Source organism: Bosea sp. NBC_00550 (genome assembly GCF_026020075.1).
In the GTDB taxonomy this organism is placed as follows: domain Bacteria; phylum Pseudomonadota; class Alphaproteobacteria; order Rhizobiales; family Beijerinckiaceae; genus Allobosea.
On record NZ_CP102772.1, the window covers coordinates 274,939 to 289,832 of the forward strand.

General features: G+C 67.3%; 16 protein-coding genes and 1 tRNA gene. 6 read left to right on the plus strand and 11 right to left on the minus strand.

Going from position 1 to position 14,894, the window contains the following annotated elements; genetic code table 11:
• Positions 1 to 9: 9 nt before the first annotated feature.
• The 4 genes from NWE53_RS01360 to moaA all read right to left on the minus strand — a co-directional run bounded on the left by NWE53_RS01360 (position 10) and on the right by moaA (position 3,935).
• The gene (locus tag NWE53_RS01360) at positions 10 to 774 is read right to left on the minus strand and encodes a hypothetical protein (protein WP_265052607.1); all 765 of its coding nucleotides are present in this window, start codon (positions 772 to 774) and stop codon (positions 10 to 12) included.
• A gap of 10 nt (positions 775 to 784) precedes the next feature.
• Positions 785 to 2,254: a hypothetical protein gene (locus NWE53_RS01365; RefSeq protein WP_265052608.1), complete on the minus strand. Its 1,470-nt coding sequence runs from the start codon at positions 2,252 to 2,254 to the stop codon at positions 785 to 787.
• Positions 2,244 to 2,780 carry a hypothetical protein gene (locus NWE53_RS01370; protein ID WP_265052609.1) on the minus strand — a complete coding sequence of 179 codons (537 nt, stop codon included), beginning with the start codon at positions 2,778 to 2,780 and terminating at the stop codon, positions 2,244 to 2,246. The genes NWE53_RS01365 and NWE53_RS01370 overlap by 11 nt, the downstream gene beginning before the upstream one ends.
• 141 nt (positions 2,781 to 2,921) lie before the next feature.
• On the minus strand, positions 2,922 to 3,935 hold the full coding sequence (moaA, locus tag NWE53_RS01375; protein ID WP_265055052.1) for a GTP 3',8-cyclase MoaA: 1,014 nt from the start codon (positions 3,933 to 3,935) through the stop codon (positions 2,922 to 2,924).
• Between the two features lie 154 nt (positions 3,936 to 4,089).
• Between moaA and NWE53_RS01380 the strand changes: the two genes are divergently transcribed.
• Entirely contained in the window at positions 4,090 to 4,452 is a 363-nt protein-coding gene (locus NWE53_RS01380) for a gamma-butyrobetaine hydroxylase family protein (protein WP_442864927.1), read from the plus strand.
• Between the two features lie 39 nt (positions 4,453 to 4,491).
• Here NWE53_RS01380 and NWE53_RS01385 read toward each other — a convergent pair whose 3' ends face one another.
• Entirely contained in the window at positions 4,492 to 5,394 is a 903-nt protein-coding gene (locus tag NWE53_RS01385; protein WP_265055054.1) for a DMT family transporter, read from the minus strand.
• 14 nt (positions 5,395 to 5,408) lie between these two features.
• Complete coding sequence (locus NWE53_RS01390) at positions 5,409 to 6,563, minus strand: trans-sulfuration enzyme family protein (protein WP_265052610.1); 1,155 nt, start codon at positions 6,561 to 6,563, stop codon at positions 5,409 to 5,411.
• 141 nt (positions 6,564 to 6,704) lie between these two features.
• Here NWE53_RS01390 and NWE53_RS01395 point away from each other — a divergent pair, with 141 nt between their 5' ends.
• Complete coding sequence (locus NWE53_RS01395) at positions 6,705 to 7,169, plus strand: Lrp/AsnC family transcriptional regulator (RefSeq protein ID WP_265052611.1); 465 nt, start codon at positions 6,705 to 6,707, stop codon at positions 7,167 to 7,169.
• A gap of 433 nt (positions 7,170 to 7,602) precedes the next feature.
• Here NWE53_RS01395 and NWE53_RS01400 read toward each other — a convergent pair whose 3' ends face one another.
• Positions 7,603 to 8,181 carry a L,D-transpeptidase gene (locus tag NWE53_RS01400; protein WP_265052612.1) on the minus strand — a complete coding sequence of 193 codons (579 nt, stop codon included), beginning with the start codon at positions 8,179 to 8,181 and terminating at the stop codon, positions 7,603 to 7,605.
• Positions 8,182 to 8,357: 176 nt separating this feature from the next.
• Entirely contained in the window at positions 8,358 to 9,287 is a 930-nt protein-coding gene (locus NWE53_RS01405; RefSeq protein WP_265052613.1) for a lytic transglycosylase domain-containing protein, read from the minus strand.
• Between the two features lie 137 nt (positions 9,288 to 9,424).
• On the opposite strand from NWE53_RS01405, the gene NWE53_RS01410 reads away from it, so the two are divergent.
• Complete coding sequence (locus NWE53_RS01410; RefSeq protein ID WP_265052614.1) at positions 9,425 to 10,483, plus strand: hypothetical protein; 1,059 nt, start codon at positions 9,425 to 9,427, stop codon at positions 10,481 to 10,483.
• Between the two features lie 14 nt (positions 10,484 to 10,497).
• On the opposite strand, the gene NWE53_RS01415 is transcribed toward NWE53_RS01410, so the two are convergent.
• Together NWE53_RS01415 and NWE53_RS01420 are read right to left on the minus strand one after the other, a co-directional pair.
• Positions 10,498 to 10,572, minus strand: a tRNA-Val gene (locus NWE53_RS01415).
• A 36-nt stretch (positions 10,573 to 10,608) separates the two neighbouring features.
• Positions 10,609 to 11,298, minus strand: coding sequence for an HAD family hydrolase (locus NWE53_RS01420; RefSeq protein ID WP_265052615.1), 690 nt, complete (start codon positions 11,296 to 11,298; stop codon positions 10,609 to 10,611).
• 168 nt (positions 11,299 to 11,466) lie between these two features.
• Between NWE53_RS01420 and NWE53_RS01425 the strand changes: the two genes are divergently transcribed.
• From NWE53_RS01425 to NWE53_RS01435, 3 genes are all read left to right on the plus strand, one after another.
• The gene (locus NWE53_RS01425) at positions 11,467 to 11,853 is read left to right on the plus strand and encodes a hypothetical protein (protein ID WP_265052616.1); all 387 of its coding nucleotides are present in this window, start codon (positions 11,467 to 11,469) and stop codon (positions 11,851 to 11,853) included.
• A 108-nt stretch (positions 11,854 to 11,961) separates the two neighbouring features.
• Positions 11,962 to 12,663: a ribose-5-phosphate isomerase RpiA gene (rpiA, locus tag NWE53_RS01430; protein ID WP_265052617.1), complete on the plus strand. Its 702-nt coding sequence runs from the start codon at positions 11,962 to 11,964 to the stop codon at positions 12,661 to 12,663.
• A 117-nt stretch (positions 12,664 to 12,780) separates the two neighbouring features.
• On the plus strand, positions 12,781 to 13,278 hold the full coding sequence (locus NWE53_RS01435; RefSeq protein ID WP_265052618.1) for a DUF2059 domain-containing protein: 498 nt from the start codon (positions 12,781 to 12,783) through the stop codon (positions 13,276 to 13,278).
• An 81-nt stretch (positions 13,279 to 13,359) separates the two neighbouring features.
• On the opposite strand, the gene NWE53_RS01440 is transcribed toward NWE53_RS01435, so the two are convergent.
• Positions 13,360 to 14,790 carry an APC family permease gene (locus NWE53_RS01440; RefSeq protein ID WP_265052619.1) on the minus strand — a complete coding sequence of 477 codons (1,431 nt, stop codon included), beginning with the start codon at positions 14,788 to 14,790 and terminating at the stop codon, positions 13,360 to 13,362.
• Between the last annotated feature and the right edge of the window lie 104 nt (positions 14,791 to 14,894).

Here is a 14,894-nt window from a genome sequence, read left to right on the forward strand (position 1 = left end):
GCAGCGGCGCTACAGCCTGTCCCAGTTCACCGTGATGCTCAGCTTCTGGAAAGCCTGCTTCCACAGCGATGCGGCCTGTTCGAGCCGGGCCTGGTCGTAGACGCCCTGGACCTGATGGATGCTGAGCGCCCAGCTCTTGGCGCCCGAATCCTGCCAGACCTTGTCGAGCAGGCGCCGCAAGCGCTCCGGATCGCGCGCGCCGGCCGCGTTGCCGAAGACGGTGAACTGGCCCGAATTCTGGAGCATGTCCGAGACGAGGACCAGCGAGCGATCGCCGTTCGCCACGCGGTTCTCGCGCCGGGAGACGACGTCGCCGATGGCTTCCACGATCGGCGACTGGTTGCCCTTCGCCGGCTGGGTCAGGACGGTGAGCGCATCGTCGAGCGGGCGGCCGAACTTCTCGACCCATTTCACATATTCGCGGCGCGGGTTGCCGATCAGCTCGCTCGCCGTCTTGCCCGGGTTGCACAGCGAGATCAGCGAGGGGAAACCCGGCTCGAACACGTCGTTGAAAACGTAGATCGACAGCATCCGCTCGGCCGGCAATTCGTCGCCGATCTGCTTGACCAGCTTCTTAAGCCGCCCGGCCTGCACCTCGCTCCAGGGATCGCTCTTGTCGACCAGGATGAGCGTGTGCCCGACCGGCCCGCTCTTCGGGCACAGCGTCTCCTGGTCGCGCGGCGGGCCGCGCAGCAGGGAAGGGGCCGCGAAGAACCCGACGAGCGCAACGCCGGCGAGCACGGAAGCGACGATGGCCAGGTTCTCGGTCTTCATCTGTCGCTCTCTAGCGCGGCATTGCGGCGAAATCCTCGGCCGCCTGCTTCTGCGCCGCCTCGTCGCTCTCGAAGGCCTCGCGGCCGGCCTTCGCCGCGCGCAGCTTCACCTGCTCGATCTCGCCGGCGAGGTCGACCCCGCGCAGCAGGATCAGCCTGTCCTTCAGCTTGGCTTCGATCAGGGCCGGCATGCTCGCGAGCTGCTGCTCGAAATCCTCGATCTGGCGGCGGGCCGCAACATATTCCGGCAGTTCCCCCGGCTGGTCGATCTCGGCCAGGTTGAGCGATTGCGAGAAATAGGCGGGTGGCAGATCGGTGCGGACCCGCAGATTGGCCTCGCGATATTGCATCATCGCCGCGTCCTTGGCCGCGCGCAGTTGCCCGAGGCGGGACATAAACAGGTCTCGCGCCTTCTCCGCCGCGGCCTTCACGCCCTGCAGCTTGCCGAGCTCGTCGCGGCAATCCTCGCGGAAACCGTCGATCTGGGTGCGGATCGCCTCCAGTTCCGGCAGCAGCTCGACATCGAGCCGGCGCCGCTCCTCCTCGACCGCGCCCCAGCGCTGGCGCCAACGCTTGTAGGCGGCTGCATGCCCCGGATAGGTGCCAAAGGCCGTATAGCCCTTCGTCGCCGAGACAAAGGCGACGACGCAGCCGATGATGACCAGAGCGACCGATTTGATGTCGTAGATCGCGAAGGGGTTCTCCAGCATGCGCGGCATGACCTGGAAGGAACGCGTATCCGGGCTCGCGATCAGCATCTCGCGGTAATGCCCGACCGCGAGATTGAACAACACGATCAGCGCGATCATGCCGGCATAGGCGGGCAGGGCCCAGAACAGGTGCGAGCTCTTCACATGCTGGCAGTATCGCGCCGGCCCGACCCCCATGAAGAAGCCGAGCGCGATGTTGAGCGCCGAGATGATGACGGCCGTGGCCGCGCCGCCGACCAGGCCGAAATCGCTCGCCTCGGCGAAGAAATTGCCGTTGAGCAGGCTCTCGATCACCAGCGGCACGACCAGGAAGAACAGGATGAACTGCCACTTGTCGAGCTTGGGATCGGCGCGGCGCTTGTTCTCGTAGTTGAAGAAGGCGTATTCGCGCTTGGCCCTGAGCGTATCGTAGACGCGCTGCTCCAGCTCGCTGCCGTGCTTGTTCAGCATCGCGCGCATCGTCGCCTCGACGCCGCGCACGCGCCCTTCGAAACGTTGCTGCGTGAACAGCTCGCGGCGGCTCGCGACCTCGGCCTGGATGGCGTTGAGGCTCGCCGCAGCGTCCTGCCGCAGCGTAGCGTAATGCTCGCGTGCCCGGGCGATAAGAGTCTGTTCGGTCTGGGACAGCATCGTCGCATCGGCCGGCGGCAGATTGTCCACCGCATCGCTCGCGCCGTTATGGCCGGCCTTGACGGATTCCGCCAGGTGATGCGCGGTCACCGCAGGGCTGGTGCCACGCAGCGAGCCAACGCCGCCATTCTCATTCGCCATGGGCGGCTCGCGTCAGAAAAAGCCGGGCTTCGACGACATCGACCCAGAAATCGCGGAAGCCGGGATAGGAAGGCCGCAGATAGGCCCGTTCGAACCACAGCGTCAGCGCAATCAAGGCGGCGCTGCCCAGGATCGGCAGGATGGTGGCGGCAGAGAGCGACGCCGCATCGAGCTCCGCCAGCCGCCAGCCGAGGCCAGCCAGCACCACGGCGCTTGCGATGACGAGCAGCGCGCGAACGCGGTGGCGGCCGGTGTCGTAGGCGAGTTGCAGCGCGGCGGTCATCATCGTGACGGCGAGGGCCGCGCAGAGCTCGAGCACGACGAGCCCGGCGATCACCGCTGCTATGCCGGCTCCGATCCCGGTTGGCGAAGCGGGAGCGAGCACCGTGAACACCCCGCGCGCGGAAGACCAGGCCAGGTAAAGGCAGAAGAGCAGCGCGGCAGCGATGAGAATGGCGAGAAGCGGGAGGGAACGCCGCAACCGCGCCGCCATGATGGCGAGCCGCGCCGCGTGGGTCTGCCTCACGGCGTCATCGATTGCGCTTGCGGCCGCTCTCACGCGGCCTGCGATCGCTTTGAACATGACCCGCAGCAACTCCACCCGTCCAACGACGGTGACCGCATTCGGCGGGCCGGTCAAGCGAGCGGCGGCCTCCGTCCAGGCCGATCAGCCGCCGGTGACACTCATATGCCGGCCGACGGCCGGGCGCGCATGGCGCCGGTCGATGATGAAGTCGTGGCCCTTGGGCTTGCGGGCGATGGCCTCGTCCATGGCGCGATAGAGCAGCGCATCGTCCTGCGAGCTGCGCACGGCGGCACGCAGATCGGCCGCATCCTCCTGGCCAAGGCACATGTAGAGCGTGCCGGTGCAGGTCAGGCGCACCCGGTTGCAGCTCTCGCAGAAATTATGGGTGAGCGGCGTGATGAAGCCGACGAGCCCCCCGGTCTCCTTGACGCGGACATAGCGCGCCGGGCCGCCGGTGCGGTAGGGATCGTCGACCAACGTGTACTTGTCCATGAGCCGTCCGCGCACCACCGAGAGCGGCAGGTACTGATCGATGCGCCCGGCCTCGATCTCGCCCATCGGCATGACTTCGATCAGCGTGAGGTCCATGCCGAAGCCGTGCGACCACAGCATCAGCTCCTCGATCTCGTCGTCGTTGACGCCCTTCAGCGCGACCGCGTTGATCTTGACCCGCATGCCGGCCTTGCGCGCCGCTTCGATGCCGGCGAGCACGACATTCAGGTCGCCCCGGCGGGTGATCTCGCGGAACTTGTCGGCATCGAGCGTGTCGAGCGAGACGTTGATGCGCCGGACGCCGTAGCCGGCCAACTCGTCGGCGTAGCGATGCAGCAGCGAGCCGTTGGTGGTCAGCGTCAGCTCGTCGAGCGCGCCGGAGGTGAGGTGGCGCGAGAGCGAGCGGAACAGGCTCATGATGTCGCGGCGGACCAGCGGCTCGCCGCCGGTGAGTCGCAGCTTGCGCGTGCCGCGGGTGACGAAGGCGGTCGCGATCCGGTCGAGCTCTTCCAGCGTCAGCAGTTCCTTGCGCGGCAGGAACTGCATGTTCTCGGCCATGCAGTAGACGCAGCGGAAATCGCAGCGATCCGTCACCGAGATGCGCAGATAGGAAATCGTCCGGCCGAACGGATCGACCAGTGGCGACCGGGTCAGCGGTTTCATGTCGTCGAGCAGCACGTCTGCCTCAACTCCAAACGCACTGTCCGCTCCGCACAGGATGCGAACAGGTTTCTACATTGCTATAGCGAGACATTGGCATCGATGCGGCCAAGGTCAAGCGCATGGCTGCTACCCGCTGCGAAGGGCTTACACGATCATGTCATCCTGGCCGACCGAAATCCGCCTGTCGAAGGATCGCCGGACCCTGCATGTCGCCTTCGAGGACGGCGCGAGCTTCGCGTTGCCGGCCGAGCTGCTGCGCGTCGAAAGCCCCTCCGCCGAGGTCCAGGGCCACCACCCCAGCCAGAAGACGATCGTTCCCGGCAAGGCGGCCGTCGAGATCCTGCGGGTCGAGCCTGTCGGCCACTACGCCGTCAGGCTCGGCTTCGACGACATGCACGAGACCGGCATCTACGCCTGGGACTATCTGCGCGAGCTCGGCGAGCAGGCCGGCGAGAAAATGCGCGCCTACGAGGCCGCGCTGGCCGAAAAAGGATTGTCGCGGGAGCGGCGCGGCTAGGCGCAGCTTTGGACCTGGCGCTGTCGCGCCTTCTGAAGGCTATGATCGGGAGGCTCTTCGGAGCGCCAGCCCGACGCCGCTCAGGGTAAGGGCCATGGCGACGAGCTCACGGACACCCAGGGAATCGCCCAGCAGCAGGGCTGCTGCGAGCGTCCCGATGATCGGCACGAGCAGCATGCCGGTTGCGGCAGCGGAGGCGGGCAGCCGTCTGAGCGCTCCGAACCAGGTCAGGTAGCATAGGGCCATCGGGCCCACCGCCATATAGACGAGGCCGGCGAGGCCCGGCGCCGAGAGTGCTGGGACGCGCGGCTGTTCCAGCAGCAGGCCGAGGATCACCATCGGCAGGCAGCCCAGTGCCACCTGCCAGGCGACCAGCGCCGTGGGCGGCATCGATATGGGCTTGCGAGCCGTGACCGTGCCGAGGGCGAACAGCATGGCCGCGGCGAGCGCGAACAGGATACCCGGCCATTTGCCGCCGGCGAGGTCGGGACCGCCCATCAGCACGGCGATACCAGCAATGCCCAGGGCCAGCGCCAGCAGGCTCTGCCGGTTCGGCCTCTCGCCGAGCAGGGGCCATGCGATCAGCATCGCCCATATCGGCATGGAATAGGCGATCAGGGCGCCTTCCGAGACTTTCAGCCAGTTCAGCGACAGGGCGGTGAAGCCCATCCAGGCGAAGACGTTGATGCCGGCCGACGCGGCAAGCCGCAGGCGGGCGTCGCGTGGGACTGCAAAACGTTCGCTGCGCAGCCAGGCGAGGGCGGCCAGCCCGATCGCACCCAGCAGCCCGGCGGTGCCGCGCGCGAACAGGGGCGGCCAGTCCTGAAGGACGAATTTGAGCACAGCCCAGTTCAGCCCCCAGCCCATGGCCGTGATCATAAGAAGGATCTGGCCGGACCGCTGATGGGCGGTTTCGACCGATGCCGCTGCCTCGCTGCCCATAGCCACGGGCCTGCTCAGCGGTGCGCTGCCGTCAGCGCCTGGTCGAGATCGTCGTAGAGATCGCCGACGTCCTCGATGCCGGTCGAGAGGCGCAAGAGGTCGGTCGGGCAGCGCGAGCCCGCGCCCTCGATCGAGGCGCGATGCTCGATCAGGCTCTCGACGCCGCCGAGCGAGGTCGCGCGCTTGTACAGCGCGACCTGCGCCGCCGTGGCGATGGCCGCCGCCTCGCCGCCGGTGACCTGCACCGAGAGCATGTAGCCGAAGCCGTTCTCCATCTGGCGGGCCGCGATGTCGTGGCCGGGATGTTGCGGCAGGCCGGGATAGAGCACGCGCGCCACCATCGGATGCGCGGAGAGCCGCTGCGCCAGCTCCAGCGCCGAAGCCGCCTGCCGCTCCTGCCGCAGATGCAGCGTGCGCATCCCGCGCATCAGCAGATAGGCCTCGAACGGGCCGAGGATGCCGCCCTGGCCCTTGCGCACCGTCTTGATCCGGCTCCAGAACTCGTCGTCCTCGCGGGCGCAGAGCGCCCCGGCGACGACGTCGGAATGGCCATTCAGCACCTTCGTCGCCGCATGCATCACGATGTCGGCGCCGAGCGTCAGCGGGCGGGTATGGACCGGCGAGGCGCAGGTCGAATCGACCGCGAGCCTGGCGCCGGCCTGGTGCGCGATCTCGGCTGCCGCCGCGATGTCGGTGATGGTCCAGAGCGGGTTCGACGGCGTCTCGACCCAGATGAGCTTGGTCACGCCCGGCTTCACCGCGGCCTTCAGCGCGGCGAGATCGTCGGTCTCGACGAACTCGACGCTCAGGCCCCAGCGCGTCGCCTCGGTCATGAGCCAGGCCCGCAGCGCCCAGTACATCACCTTGGAGGCGACGACGTGGTCGCCCGGCGAGAGCGCCTGGAAGACCGCGGTCGCCGCCGCCATGCCCGAGCCGAACAGCAGCGCCCCGGCCCTGGCTTCCTCCAGCATGGCGAGCACGGCCTGCGCCTCATGCACCGTCTCGTTGTCGGGCCGGCCATAGATGAAGCCGGAGGAATAGCCGTTGTCCGGGTCGCGCAGATAGGTCGTCGCGACATGGATCGGCGGCACCACCCCCTTCGTCACAGGATCGACCTTGCCCAGAGCCTGCGCGGCAAGGGAGCGCTTCGTCCAAGTCTTCAGTCCCATGACGCATTTCCGACGCCCTCTCCGGGGCCGGCCGATCCGGTCCTCGCTGATTGGCTGCCCGTCATCCTGCTCGGAAACGCATGGTCATTTTCGCGGGATTTAGTTAGATGGTGACGAATTTCGCCGTTCTGAATGGGCTCCATGGCAAAAACAGTCGAACTCGATCGGTTCGATCATGCTCTTCTCAGGGAGATGCAGATCGACAATCAGACTCCGGCGCGCGTTCTGGCGGAGCGGGTCGGCCTGTCACAGAGTGCGGTGCTTCGGCGCTTGCGCCGTCTGCGTGCCGAACAGGTCATCATGGCCGATGTCTCGATCGTCAGCCCGGAAACCCTCGGCGTGCCCGTCACGGTGCATGTGCTCGTCTCGATCGAGCGGGGATCGCGAACCTATGGCGAGTTTTCCCGCAAGCTGCAGGCGCGCCCGGAAGTCCGGCAGGCCTCCTATGTGACGGGAGGCGCGGATTTCGTCGTGCACCTGCAGGTCGAGAGCATGGCAGCCTATGCGGCCTTTGCCCGCGAGGTCTTCCACGACGACCCCAACGTCTCCGAATACCACACCTACGTCGCCATGCGCGAAGTCGTCGGCCCGGCATCGAAGCGATAGAACGACACCCTTCGATACAACCACGCCGTCATTCCGGGGCGGGCCGTAGGCCCGAGCCCGGAACCCATGAACACGACAGCCCGTCAAAAGGCCGCCGATCTGACAAAGCTTCTCGTCTGACCTCGTGTTCATGGGTTCCGGGCTCTTCGCTGACGCGAAGCCCCGGAATGACCCCGCGGTTCCGTCAAAACCCAGCAAGCCCCAGGCCGATAAAAGGCCTCTGCGTCATCCTCGGGCGACCGCAGGGAGATCCGAGGATCTCAAGCAGGGCAGGGCGCGGGAGCCTCCTTCGACCAGAGATGCTCGGGTCAAGCCCGAGCATGACGCGGAGGGTGGCGTCGGGGAGATTCCCATCGTGAGCGCAGTGGGGATACCGGCCACGAAAAAGGGCCGGCGTTTCCACCGGCCCTTCTTAATTCAATTCTGCGTCCGCTCAGCGGGCGACGACGACGCGGGTGCCGACCTTGGCGCGCTCGTAGAGGTCGATCACGTCCTCGTTCAGCATGCGGATGCAGCCGGAGGAGACGGCCTGGCCGATCGTCTCCGGCTCATTCGAGCCGTGGATGCGGTAGAGGGTCGAGCCGAGATACATGGCGCGGGCGCCGAGCGGGTTGTCCGGGCCGCCGGTCATGTGGCGCGGCAGGTCGGGGCGGCGCTTCAGCATCTGCGACGGCGGGGTCCAGCTTGGCCACTCGGCCTTGCGGGTGATGGTCTGGCTGCCGGCCCAGTCGAAGCCAGGGCGGCCGACGCCGACGCCGTAGCGCACGGCCTTGCCGTCTGGCATCACGAAATAGAGGCGGCGCTCGGCGGAATTGATCACGATCGTGCCCGGCCGCTGGTTCGTCTGATAGCTGACGATCTCGCGCGGAATCGCGGTGGCCTGCGCCTTGGCGGGGTCGACGTACTGGACCAGCGGCTGGCGGGTCAACGGATCGATTTCGGCCCGGGCGGCGGAGCCGAGGGCGAGCAGGCCAAGGCCGGCGAGCATGGCCAGACGGATGGAGCGGATCATCGAGAACCTCGGACGGTCGGGACGGCGTTGGACATGAAGTTGACATGGAAAAGTCAACGTCTCCTCAATGTCCTGTCAGCTTCGCCGGCCCCCGGCAATCGGACTCCAATCACAACGCTGAGAGCTTTCGAGCTTTGCCGTTCTGCGTTGCGCGCAAGCAACATGCGGCCGGCATCTCAGCTCCGCAGAACCACGCAGGCGCCGCGATCGGCCTGGATGCGCCGGCAGAGCGTGCTGGCCTCGGCGCGTGTCGCGGCCGGCAGCCGCACCCGGTAGAAGGCGCGCGTGCCCCGGCTGCGCAGCCGCGTGCCGATCACCATCGGCTGGAGCTCGCCGATGATCGCCCGGTGGCGCGCGCCGGCGCGTTGGAAGCTGGCGAGCGCGCGTGCCTTCGAGAAGTTGCCGGCGAGTTGCACGCCCCAGGGCGCGAAGGGCGCCTCCGCGATCATGGGCAAGGCCGGACGCGATTGCCGGATCGCGATCAGCGTCGGCGCGCATGCGGTCTGTGGATCACGCGTCGCCGGTCGAGGCGGCGGAGAGCGGCCGTCGCCATTGGCGACATTGCGTGCCTCCTCCGCCCAATCCTCGACCGAGGCGCCGGTGATCAGCAGGACATAGTTCCCCGTCTCCATCGGGAGAAAGCGGGATTGCCCGGCGGCGCGGGCGGCGAGCCAGCCGGCGAGGCGGTTCGGACCCCCATTATACGCGGCGGCCGCGAGCCCCCAATTGCCGAAGCGATCCCGCAGATCGGCCAGGAAATGCGCCGCCTTGGGCACGGCCTGCTCGGGGTCGAACGGATCAACGAGGCCGCGCTCGCGCGCCGTGCCGGGCATGAACTGCGCCACGCCCTGTGCGCCGGCCGGGCTGGTGACATGCGGGCGGAAACTCGATTCCTGGAAGATCAGGCGGGTCAGGAAGGCCGGAGGTACCGAATGTGTCCGCGCGGCGTCATCGATCAGCCGGCAGAGCGCATCCTGGATGCCGGAGGATGGCGGCAAGGGCTCCTCGGCCGCCTGGGCGGAGCCGGGCAGCAGGCTAAGCGCGAGCAGCATCGCGGCGAGCCGTTTCGCAGGATTGGCCAGGCGGCGGAGGGCGCCGTAGATCATGCGGTTTCTCTCGCATGTTCGCGTGCCGGCTGCCAGCGGGGGCGGCTTTCGGTTGTGGCCGGGGCGCCGCCTGTGCGAAGAGGGCGCCGCGTCGGCGCATCGGTCGGTGCTGCGGGAATTGGGAGTGCACGGCCGCAATGGCGAAGGCCTGGGTCATCTGGTCGCGATGGTTCTTGGTAGCGGCCGTGGGCTGCGCCGGCCTGCTGTTCGCGTTCATCGCCGTGCTCGATCCCTTCGGCTTACGGGTTGTCGCAGGGCAGGCGGCGCGGCCGATCATGGATATCAACCAGCGCTTCATGTACCCGCAGCTCGTGCGCTCCGGCCGCTTCGACGCGGCGGTGCTCGGCACCTCGACGATGCGGCTGCTCGATCCGCAGACGCTGTCGCGCGGGCTCGACGCCCGTTTCGTCAATCTCGCGATGAATGCCGCGACGCCCTGGGAGCAGCTCCAGATGGCCGGGCTGTTCCGGGATCAGGTCCGGACGCCCAAGCGAATCATCTGGGGCTTCGATACGACCTGGTGCGAACCCGACGCCACCGATCCGGCAAAGCGCCTGACGCCGCGGCCCGTGCCGGCCTGGCTCTCGCGCGACGTGCGGTGGACCGATTGGCCCAAGCTCCTCAACCTTACAAATATCGAGATCGCCGGCCGGCTGATGGCCTATCGTCTCGGCTGGTCGCGGAAGCGCATCCGGGGCGACGGCTACGAGGTCTTCACGCCGCCGGAGGCGAGCTACGATCTCGCCCGGGCGCGGAGCCACATCTACGCCGGCAGCGGCGGCAAGCCGGTCGACCTGGAACCCCTCGCGGTTCCGGCGGCAATCCCGGAGACGGAGCGTGCCGGCTGGCGCTTCCCGGCGCTGGCCTGGCTGGAGGAGGCGATCGCCGCCTTCCCGAAGGAAACACAGGTGATGCTCGTCCTGCCGCCGGCCCATCTGATGGCCTACCCGCGCGAGGGCTCCGCGGGCGGGCAGCGCTACGCCGCCTGCAAGGCCGGGATCGCCGCCTTGGCTCGCCGCCATGGCGCGACCGTCGTCGACTACGCCCACGCGTCACCCATCACAGCGCAGGATTCGAACTACTGGGACCCGCTGCATTTCCGTCTGCCGATCGCCGTACGGTTCGGCGACGAACTGGTCGCGATCGCGAAGGGAAATCCGCCGCTCGCGGATGGCGCGGCGCGCGTCTTGCGCTGACGATGTCGGGAAAATGGTGGGCGATACAGGGATCGAACCTGTGACCCCTCCCGTGTGAAGGGAGTGCTCTACCGCTGAGCTAATCGCCCGGACCGGCCCTCTCCTAGTCGGCGCGTCTCATGCCGTCAAGGACGTGCGGGCACCAGATTGAGCGCGCGATCCACAGCTTCGGGCAGCTCGCCGAAATGCTGGATGATGAAATCCGGCTCCAGCGTCTCGATCGGCACGTCGGTATAGCCGAAGGGCACACAGATCGAAGGAATGCCGGCCGCGCGTGCCGTGGCGATGTCCGTGCGCGAATCGCCGATCATCACGGCGCGCGCCGGATCGGCCTTTGCCGCCTCGATGGTCAGGGTGAGGTGGCGCGGGTCCGGCTTGAAAAAGGGGAAGCTGTCGCGCCCGGCGACGGAGGCGAAGCGCTCACTAATGCCGAAATGGTCGAGGATCAGGCGGGTGTGCAGGATCGGCTTGTTGGTGCAGACCGCAAGCGCATAGCCTTCACCGGCAAGCGCATCGAGGGCGCCGAGCACGCCGTCGAAGAGATGGCTCTGCGATGCGACATCCTCGGCGTAGATCAGCAGAAAATCCTCGAACAGCCGTTCCAGCGTATCGGCCGTGAGCGGCCGTCCCGACACCTTGAAGCCGCGTTCGATCAGCGCGCGTGCGCCGGCGCCGACGAGTTCGCGCGCGCGCTCCAGCGGCAGTGCCGTCAGATCCTCGCGCACCAGGATGACGTTCAGCACCCGCATGATGTCGGGCGCGGTCTCTGCGAGCGTTCCGTCGAGATCGAACACGACGATCGGGGGCAGGCTCATGACATGACCTTCAGGGCAGGGCGGCGGATGGCTCGCTTATCAGATGGCTGGCTTAAAGGAGTTCGCGGGCCTGCTGGCAAGCACTTCTCGATCACCACCCCAAATTCGCCGCGCATGATGGTATCGTTCGCGCGATTCGTCGCACCCTCGGCGGCAGGGGAAAGTGTCATGTCGAAGATCATCGCAACACGGGCCGGCGTGGCGCGCCTGGCGCTCGGAGCCGGGCTCTCTCTGCTGTGCGCGGGCTCTGCCCTGGCAGGACCGTTCGAGTTCGCCCCGGCGCCGCAGAACGACCTCAACCGCGTCTACCGCATCGACAAGGCGACCGGCGAGGTCGGCGCCTGCCAGTTCCAGCTCAAGGAGGGCGGCGTCGGCGTCACCGTCTGCTTCCCGGCGGGAGAGGGCGCCGGCCCGCAGGCGCCGAGCGACTATGGGCTGATGCCGTCCCGACACGAGCGCGAAGGCGGCATCTTTCGCGTCAATATCCGCACCGGCGAGATGAGCATCTGCTACGTCTTCGACGACAAGACGGTGTGCACGCCGCAGACGAAATGAGGTTTTGCGCCGTTGGGATGCTGGACATGGGGCATCCGGCGCGGCAGGAGAGCGGCGCTATCCGCTGCGGATGGCGGCCGGTTTCCGCAATTCGACCCAGGCAGTGCCATGAACGCCGATGATCTGAAGAAGCAGGCTGCCGCCCGCGCCCTTGAACTCGTGCGGCCCGGCATGCGGCTGGGCCTCGGTACGGGCTCCACGGCGAAGCACTTCGTCGACCTGCTCGGTGTGAAGGTCGCTTCCGGTTTCGATATCCTCTGCGTCGCCACCTCCGAGGTTACGCAGGCGCAGGCCGTATCGCTCGGCATTCCGATGTCAACGCTCGACGAGACGCCCGCGCTCGATCTGACGATCGACGGTGCCGACGAGCTCGATCCGCAGCTTCGCCTGATCAAAGGCGGTGGTGCCGCGCTGCTGCGCGAGAAGATCGTCGCCGCGGCCTCGGCGCGCATGATCGTGATCGCCGATGACGGCAAGCTGGTGCAGACGCTCGGCCGCTTCCCGCTGCCGATCGAGGTCGTGCCCTTCGGCCTGGAGGCGACGCGCCGCGCGGTGGCGGAGGCCATTGCGGCCTCCGGTGCTGCCGGCGCGCTTTCGCTGCGCCAGCGGGCGGACGGCACGACGCTCGTCACCGATGGCGGGCATTTCATCCTCGACGCCCATCTCGGCGCCATAGAGCGGCCGGAATTATTGGCTCAGGCTCTCAACGCGGTGCCGGGCGTGATGGAGCACGGTCTGTTCATCGGGCTTGCCGCCGGCGCGATCCTGGCCGGGGCGGACGGGTTGAAGATCCTCGGCCAGATCGACTGATTCCATTCCTGCGCGATCCACGCTAAGGAACGCGCGAACAACGGTCGGCTCGGCACGGGCCGGTGGCGCTGCCGGGCTCATCGCCCGGCTCGTCCAAGATGAAGGGGTTTTGACCGCATGATCCGCCACACTCTCGCCAGCCTGGCACTCGGCCTCGTGCTCCTCGGCGCCGCGCCGGCTTCTGCCCAGGCGCCGACATTGACGCCGAGCCACCTCCAGCTCGCGCGCGAGGTCATGGATCTGACCGGCGTCACGCAGAACGTGAACAACATCTATCTGGAGTTCCAGGACAGCGCGAAGCAGCTGGTCTCGACCCGGCCCGAAGCCACGAAGGACATGGAAGCCGTCATCAACGAGCTGAAGCCGGAGGCGGACAAGCGCACCGACGAGATGCTCAGGACCTCTGCCGCCGTATTTGCCAGCAAGATGACGGAAGCCGATCTCAAGGAGATCACGGCCTTCTTCAAGTCGCCGGTCGGGCAGCGCTACACCAGCCTGCGGACCGAGGCGATGAAGGATATCATTCCGCTGCTTCAGCCCTGGAGCGTGCAGACCAGCAACTATCTCTTCGACCGGTTCTCGCAGGAGATGCGCAAGCGCGGCCATACGCTCTGACGCTGCCTGCGATCCAAGACCGGATCATCTCATGGACGCCTCCCTTTCCGTCGGAAGGGGAGGCGTTTTCTTTTTCGCGGCTCAGTTGACCGGGCCGGCGCCGCCTATGTCTTCCATCAGCGGGTCGCCCGGATGCGTGCCGGTCCTGCGGTTGACCATGACGGTCACGACCCACAGCAGCACGCCGATGCCGAGCAGCACGCCGGCGATTGTGTATTGCACCGAGGCGCGGCCGGTCCACGGCCCGGCCAGGAAGGCGCAGGAGATCGCGCCGACGATCGGCAGGAAGGTTGGCGTCCGGAAATGGTCATGGTCGACCGTGTCCTTGCGCAGGACGAGTACGGCGACGTTGACCACGGTGAAGACGCAGAGCAGCAGCAGCGCGGTCGTGCCGCCCAGCGCCGGCACCTCGCCGACGAAGGTGATCAGCGCGAAGGCGAGCAGGCTGGTGAAGCCGATCGCGACATAGGGCGTGCGCCGGGTCTCATGGACCTTGCCCAGAATGGGCGGCAGCACGTGCTCGCGGCTCATGCCGTAGACCAGCCGGCTCGCCATCAGCATGTTGATCAGCGCGCTGTTGGCGACCGCGAACATGGTGATGAAGCCGAAGATCCAGAGCGGGAAGTTCGGCGCGCCGGCCTGCACCACCTTGAGCAGCGGCGTTTCGCCCTCGCCGAGCTGTTCCGGCGGGACGAGCGTGATCGCCGAGATCGAGACCAGCACATAGATCACGCCGGTGATCGCGAGCCCGGCGAGCAGGATGCGGGGGAAGATGCGGCTCGGGTCCTTCGTCTCCTCTGCCATGTTGACCGAGTCCTCGAAGCCGACCATGGCGAAGAAGGCGAGCGTCGTCGCTGCGATGACCGGCCAGAACATGCCGCCATCGGCGGTGGTCTTGAACTGCATCACGCGCGAGACGTCGCCCTGGCCGGCGGCGATCGCCATCAGGCCGATAGTGATGATGATCAGCAGGCCGGTCAGCTCGACGCAGGTCAGCACCACATTGGCCTTCACGCTCTCGCCGACGCCGCGCAGGTTCACCACGGCGACGATCGCCATGAAGCCGAGCCCGATCAGCGTGATGCCGATGCCGCCGGAAAGCCCGAGGCCCAGCGCGTTCGACATGTTCGCGGCGAAGGCGCGCGAGGCCGTCGAGGCGGAGGTGATACCCGAGCACATCACCGCGAAGGCGACGATGAAAGTGACGAAATGGATGCCGAAAGCCTTGTGCGTGTAGAGCGCGGCGCCGGCGGCCTTGGGATATTTCGTGACGAGTTCGAGATAGCTGAAGGCCGTCACCATCGCCACGGCGAAGGCCACGAGGAACGGCAGCCAGACGACGCCGCCGACCTGGTTCGCCACCTGCCCTGTCAGGGCATAGATGCCCGTGCCGAGGATGTCGCCGACGATGAAGAGAAGCAGGAGCCAAGGCCCCATGACGCGGTGCAGGCTGGGCTCCGCGGTGGCGGGCTGGCCCTTCTCGGCCTGCGCGCCAAGCGAGATGTCGCTCATCGATAGTCTCCCTCTGCCGCGGCATCGAGCGCGATGCCGGCCTTGAGACAACACAGTTCCGCCGTATTTGTTCACGCGCAGGTGGAGAGACGGAGGGGTTGGCC

Coding starts and splice junctions, on each gene's coding strand:
- NWE53_RS01440 (WP_265052619.1), bottom strand. CDS start 14,790: ATGAGCGACATCTCGCTTGGCGCGCAGGCCGAGAAGGGCCAGCCCGCC.
- NWE53_RS01405 (WP_265052613.1), bottom strand. CDS start 9,287: ATGATCTACGGCGCCCTCCGCCGCCTGGCCAATCCTGCGAAACGGCTC.
- NWE53_RS01385 (WP_265055054.1), bottom strand. CDS start 5,394: ATGGGCAGCGAGGCAGCGGCATCGGTCGAAACCGCCCATCAGCGGTCC.
- moaA (WP_265055052.1), bottom strand. CDS start 3,935: ATGAAACCGCTGACCCGGTCGCCACTGGTCGATCCGTTCGGCCGGACG.
- NWE53_RS01365 (WP_265052608.1), bottom strand. CDS start 2,254: ATGGCGAATGAGAATGGCGGCGTTGGCTCGCTGCGTGGCACCAGCCCT.
- NWE53_RS01400 (WP_265052612.1), bottom strand. CDS start 8,181: ATGATCCGCTCCATCCGTCTGGCCATGCTCGCCGGCCTTGGCCTGCTC.
- NWE53_RS01420 (WP_265052615.1), bottom strand. CDS start 11,298: ATGAGCCTGCCCCCGATCGTCGTGTTCGATCTCGACGGAACGCTCGCA.
- NWE53_RS01360 (WP_265052607.1), bottom strand. CDS start 774: ATGAAGACCGAGAACCTGGCCATCGTCGCTTCCGTGCTCGCCGGCGTT.
- NWE53_RS01380 (WP_442864927.1), top strand. CDS start 4,090: ATGTCATCCTGGCCGACCGAAATCCGCCTGTCGAAGGATCGCCGGACC.
- rpiA (WP_265052617.1), top strand. CDS start 11,962: ATGAACGCCGATGATCTGAAGAAGCAGGCTGCCGCCCGCGCCCTTGAA.
- NWE53_RS01435 (WP_265052618.1), top strand. CDS start 12,781: ATGATCCGCCACACTCTCGCCAGCCTGGCACTCGGCCTCGTGCTCCTC.
- NWE53_RS01425 (WP_265052616.1), top strand. CDS start 11,467: ATGTCGAAGATCATCGCAACACGGGCCGGCGTGGCGCGCCTGGCGCTC.
- NWE53_RS01390 (WP_265052610.1), bottom strand. CDS start 6,563: ATGGGACTGAAGACTTGGACGAAGCGCTCCCTTGCCGCGCAGGCTCTG.
- NWE53_RS01395 (WP_265052611.1), top strand. CDS start 6,705: ATGGCAAAAACAGTCGAACTCGATCGGTTCGATCATGCTCTTCTCAGG.
- NWE53_RS01410 (WP_265052614.1), top strand. CDS start 9,425: ATGGCGAAGGCCTGGGTCATCTGGTCGCGATGGTTCTTGGTAGCGGCC.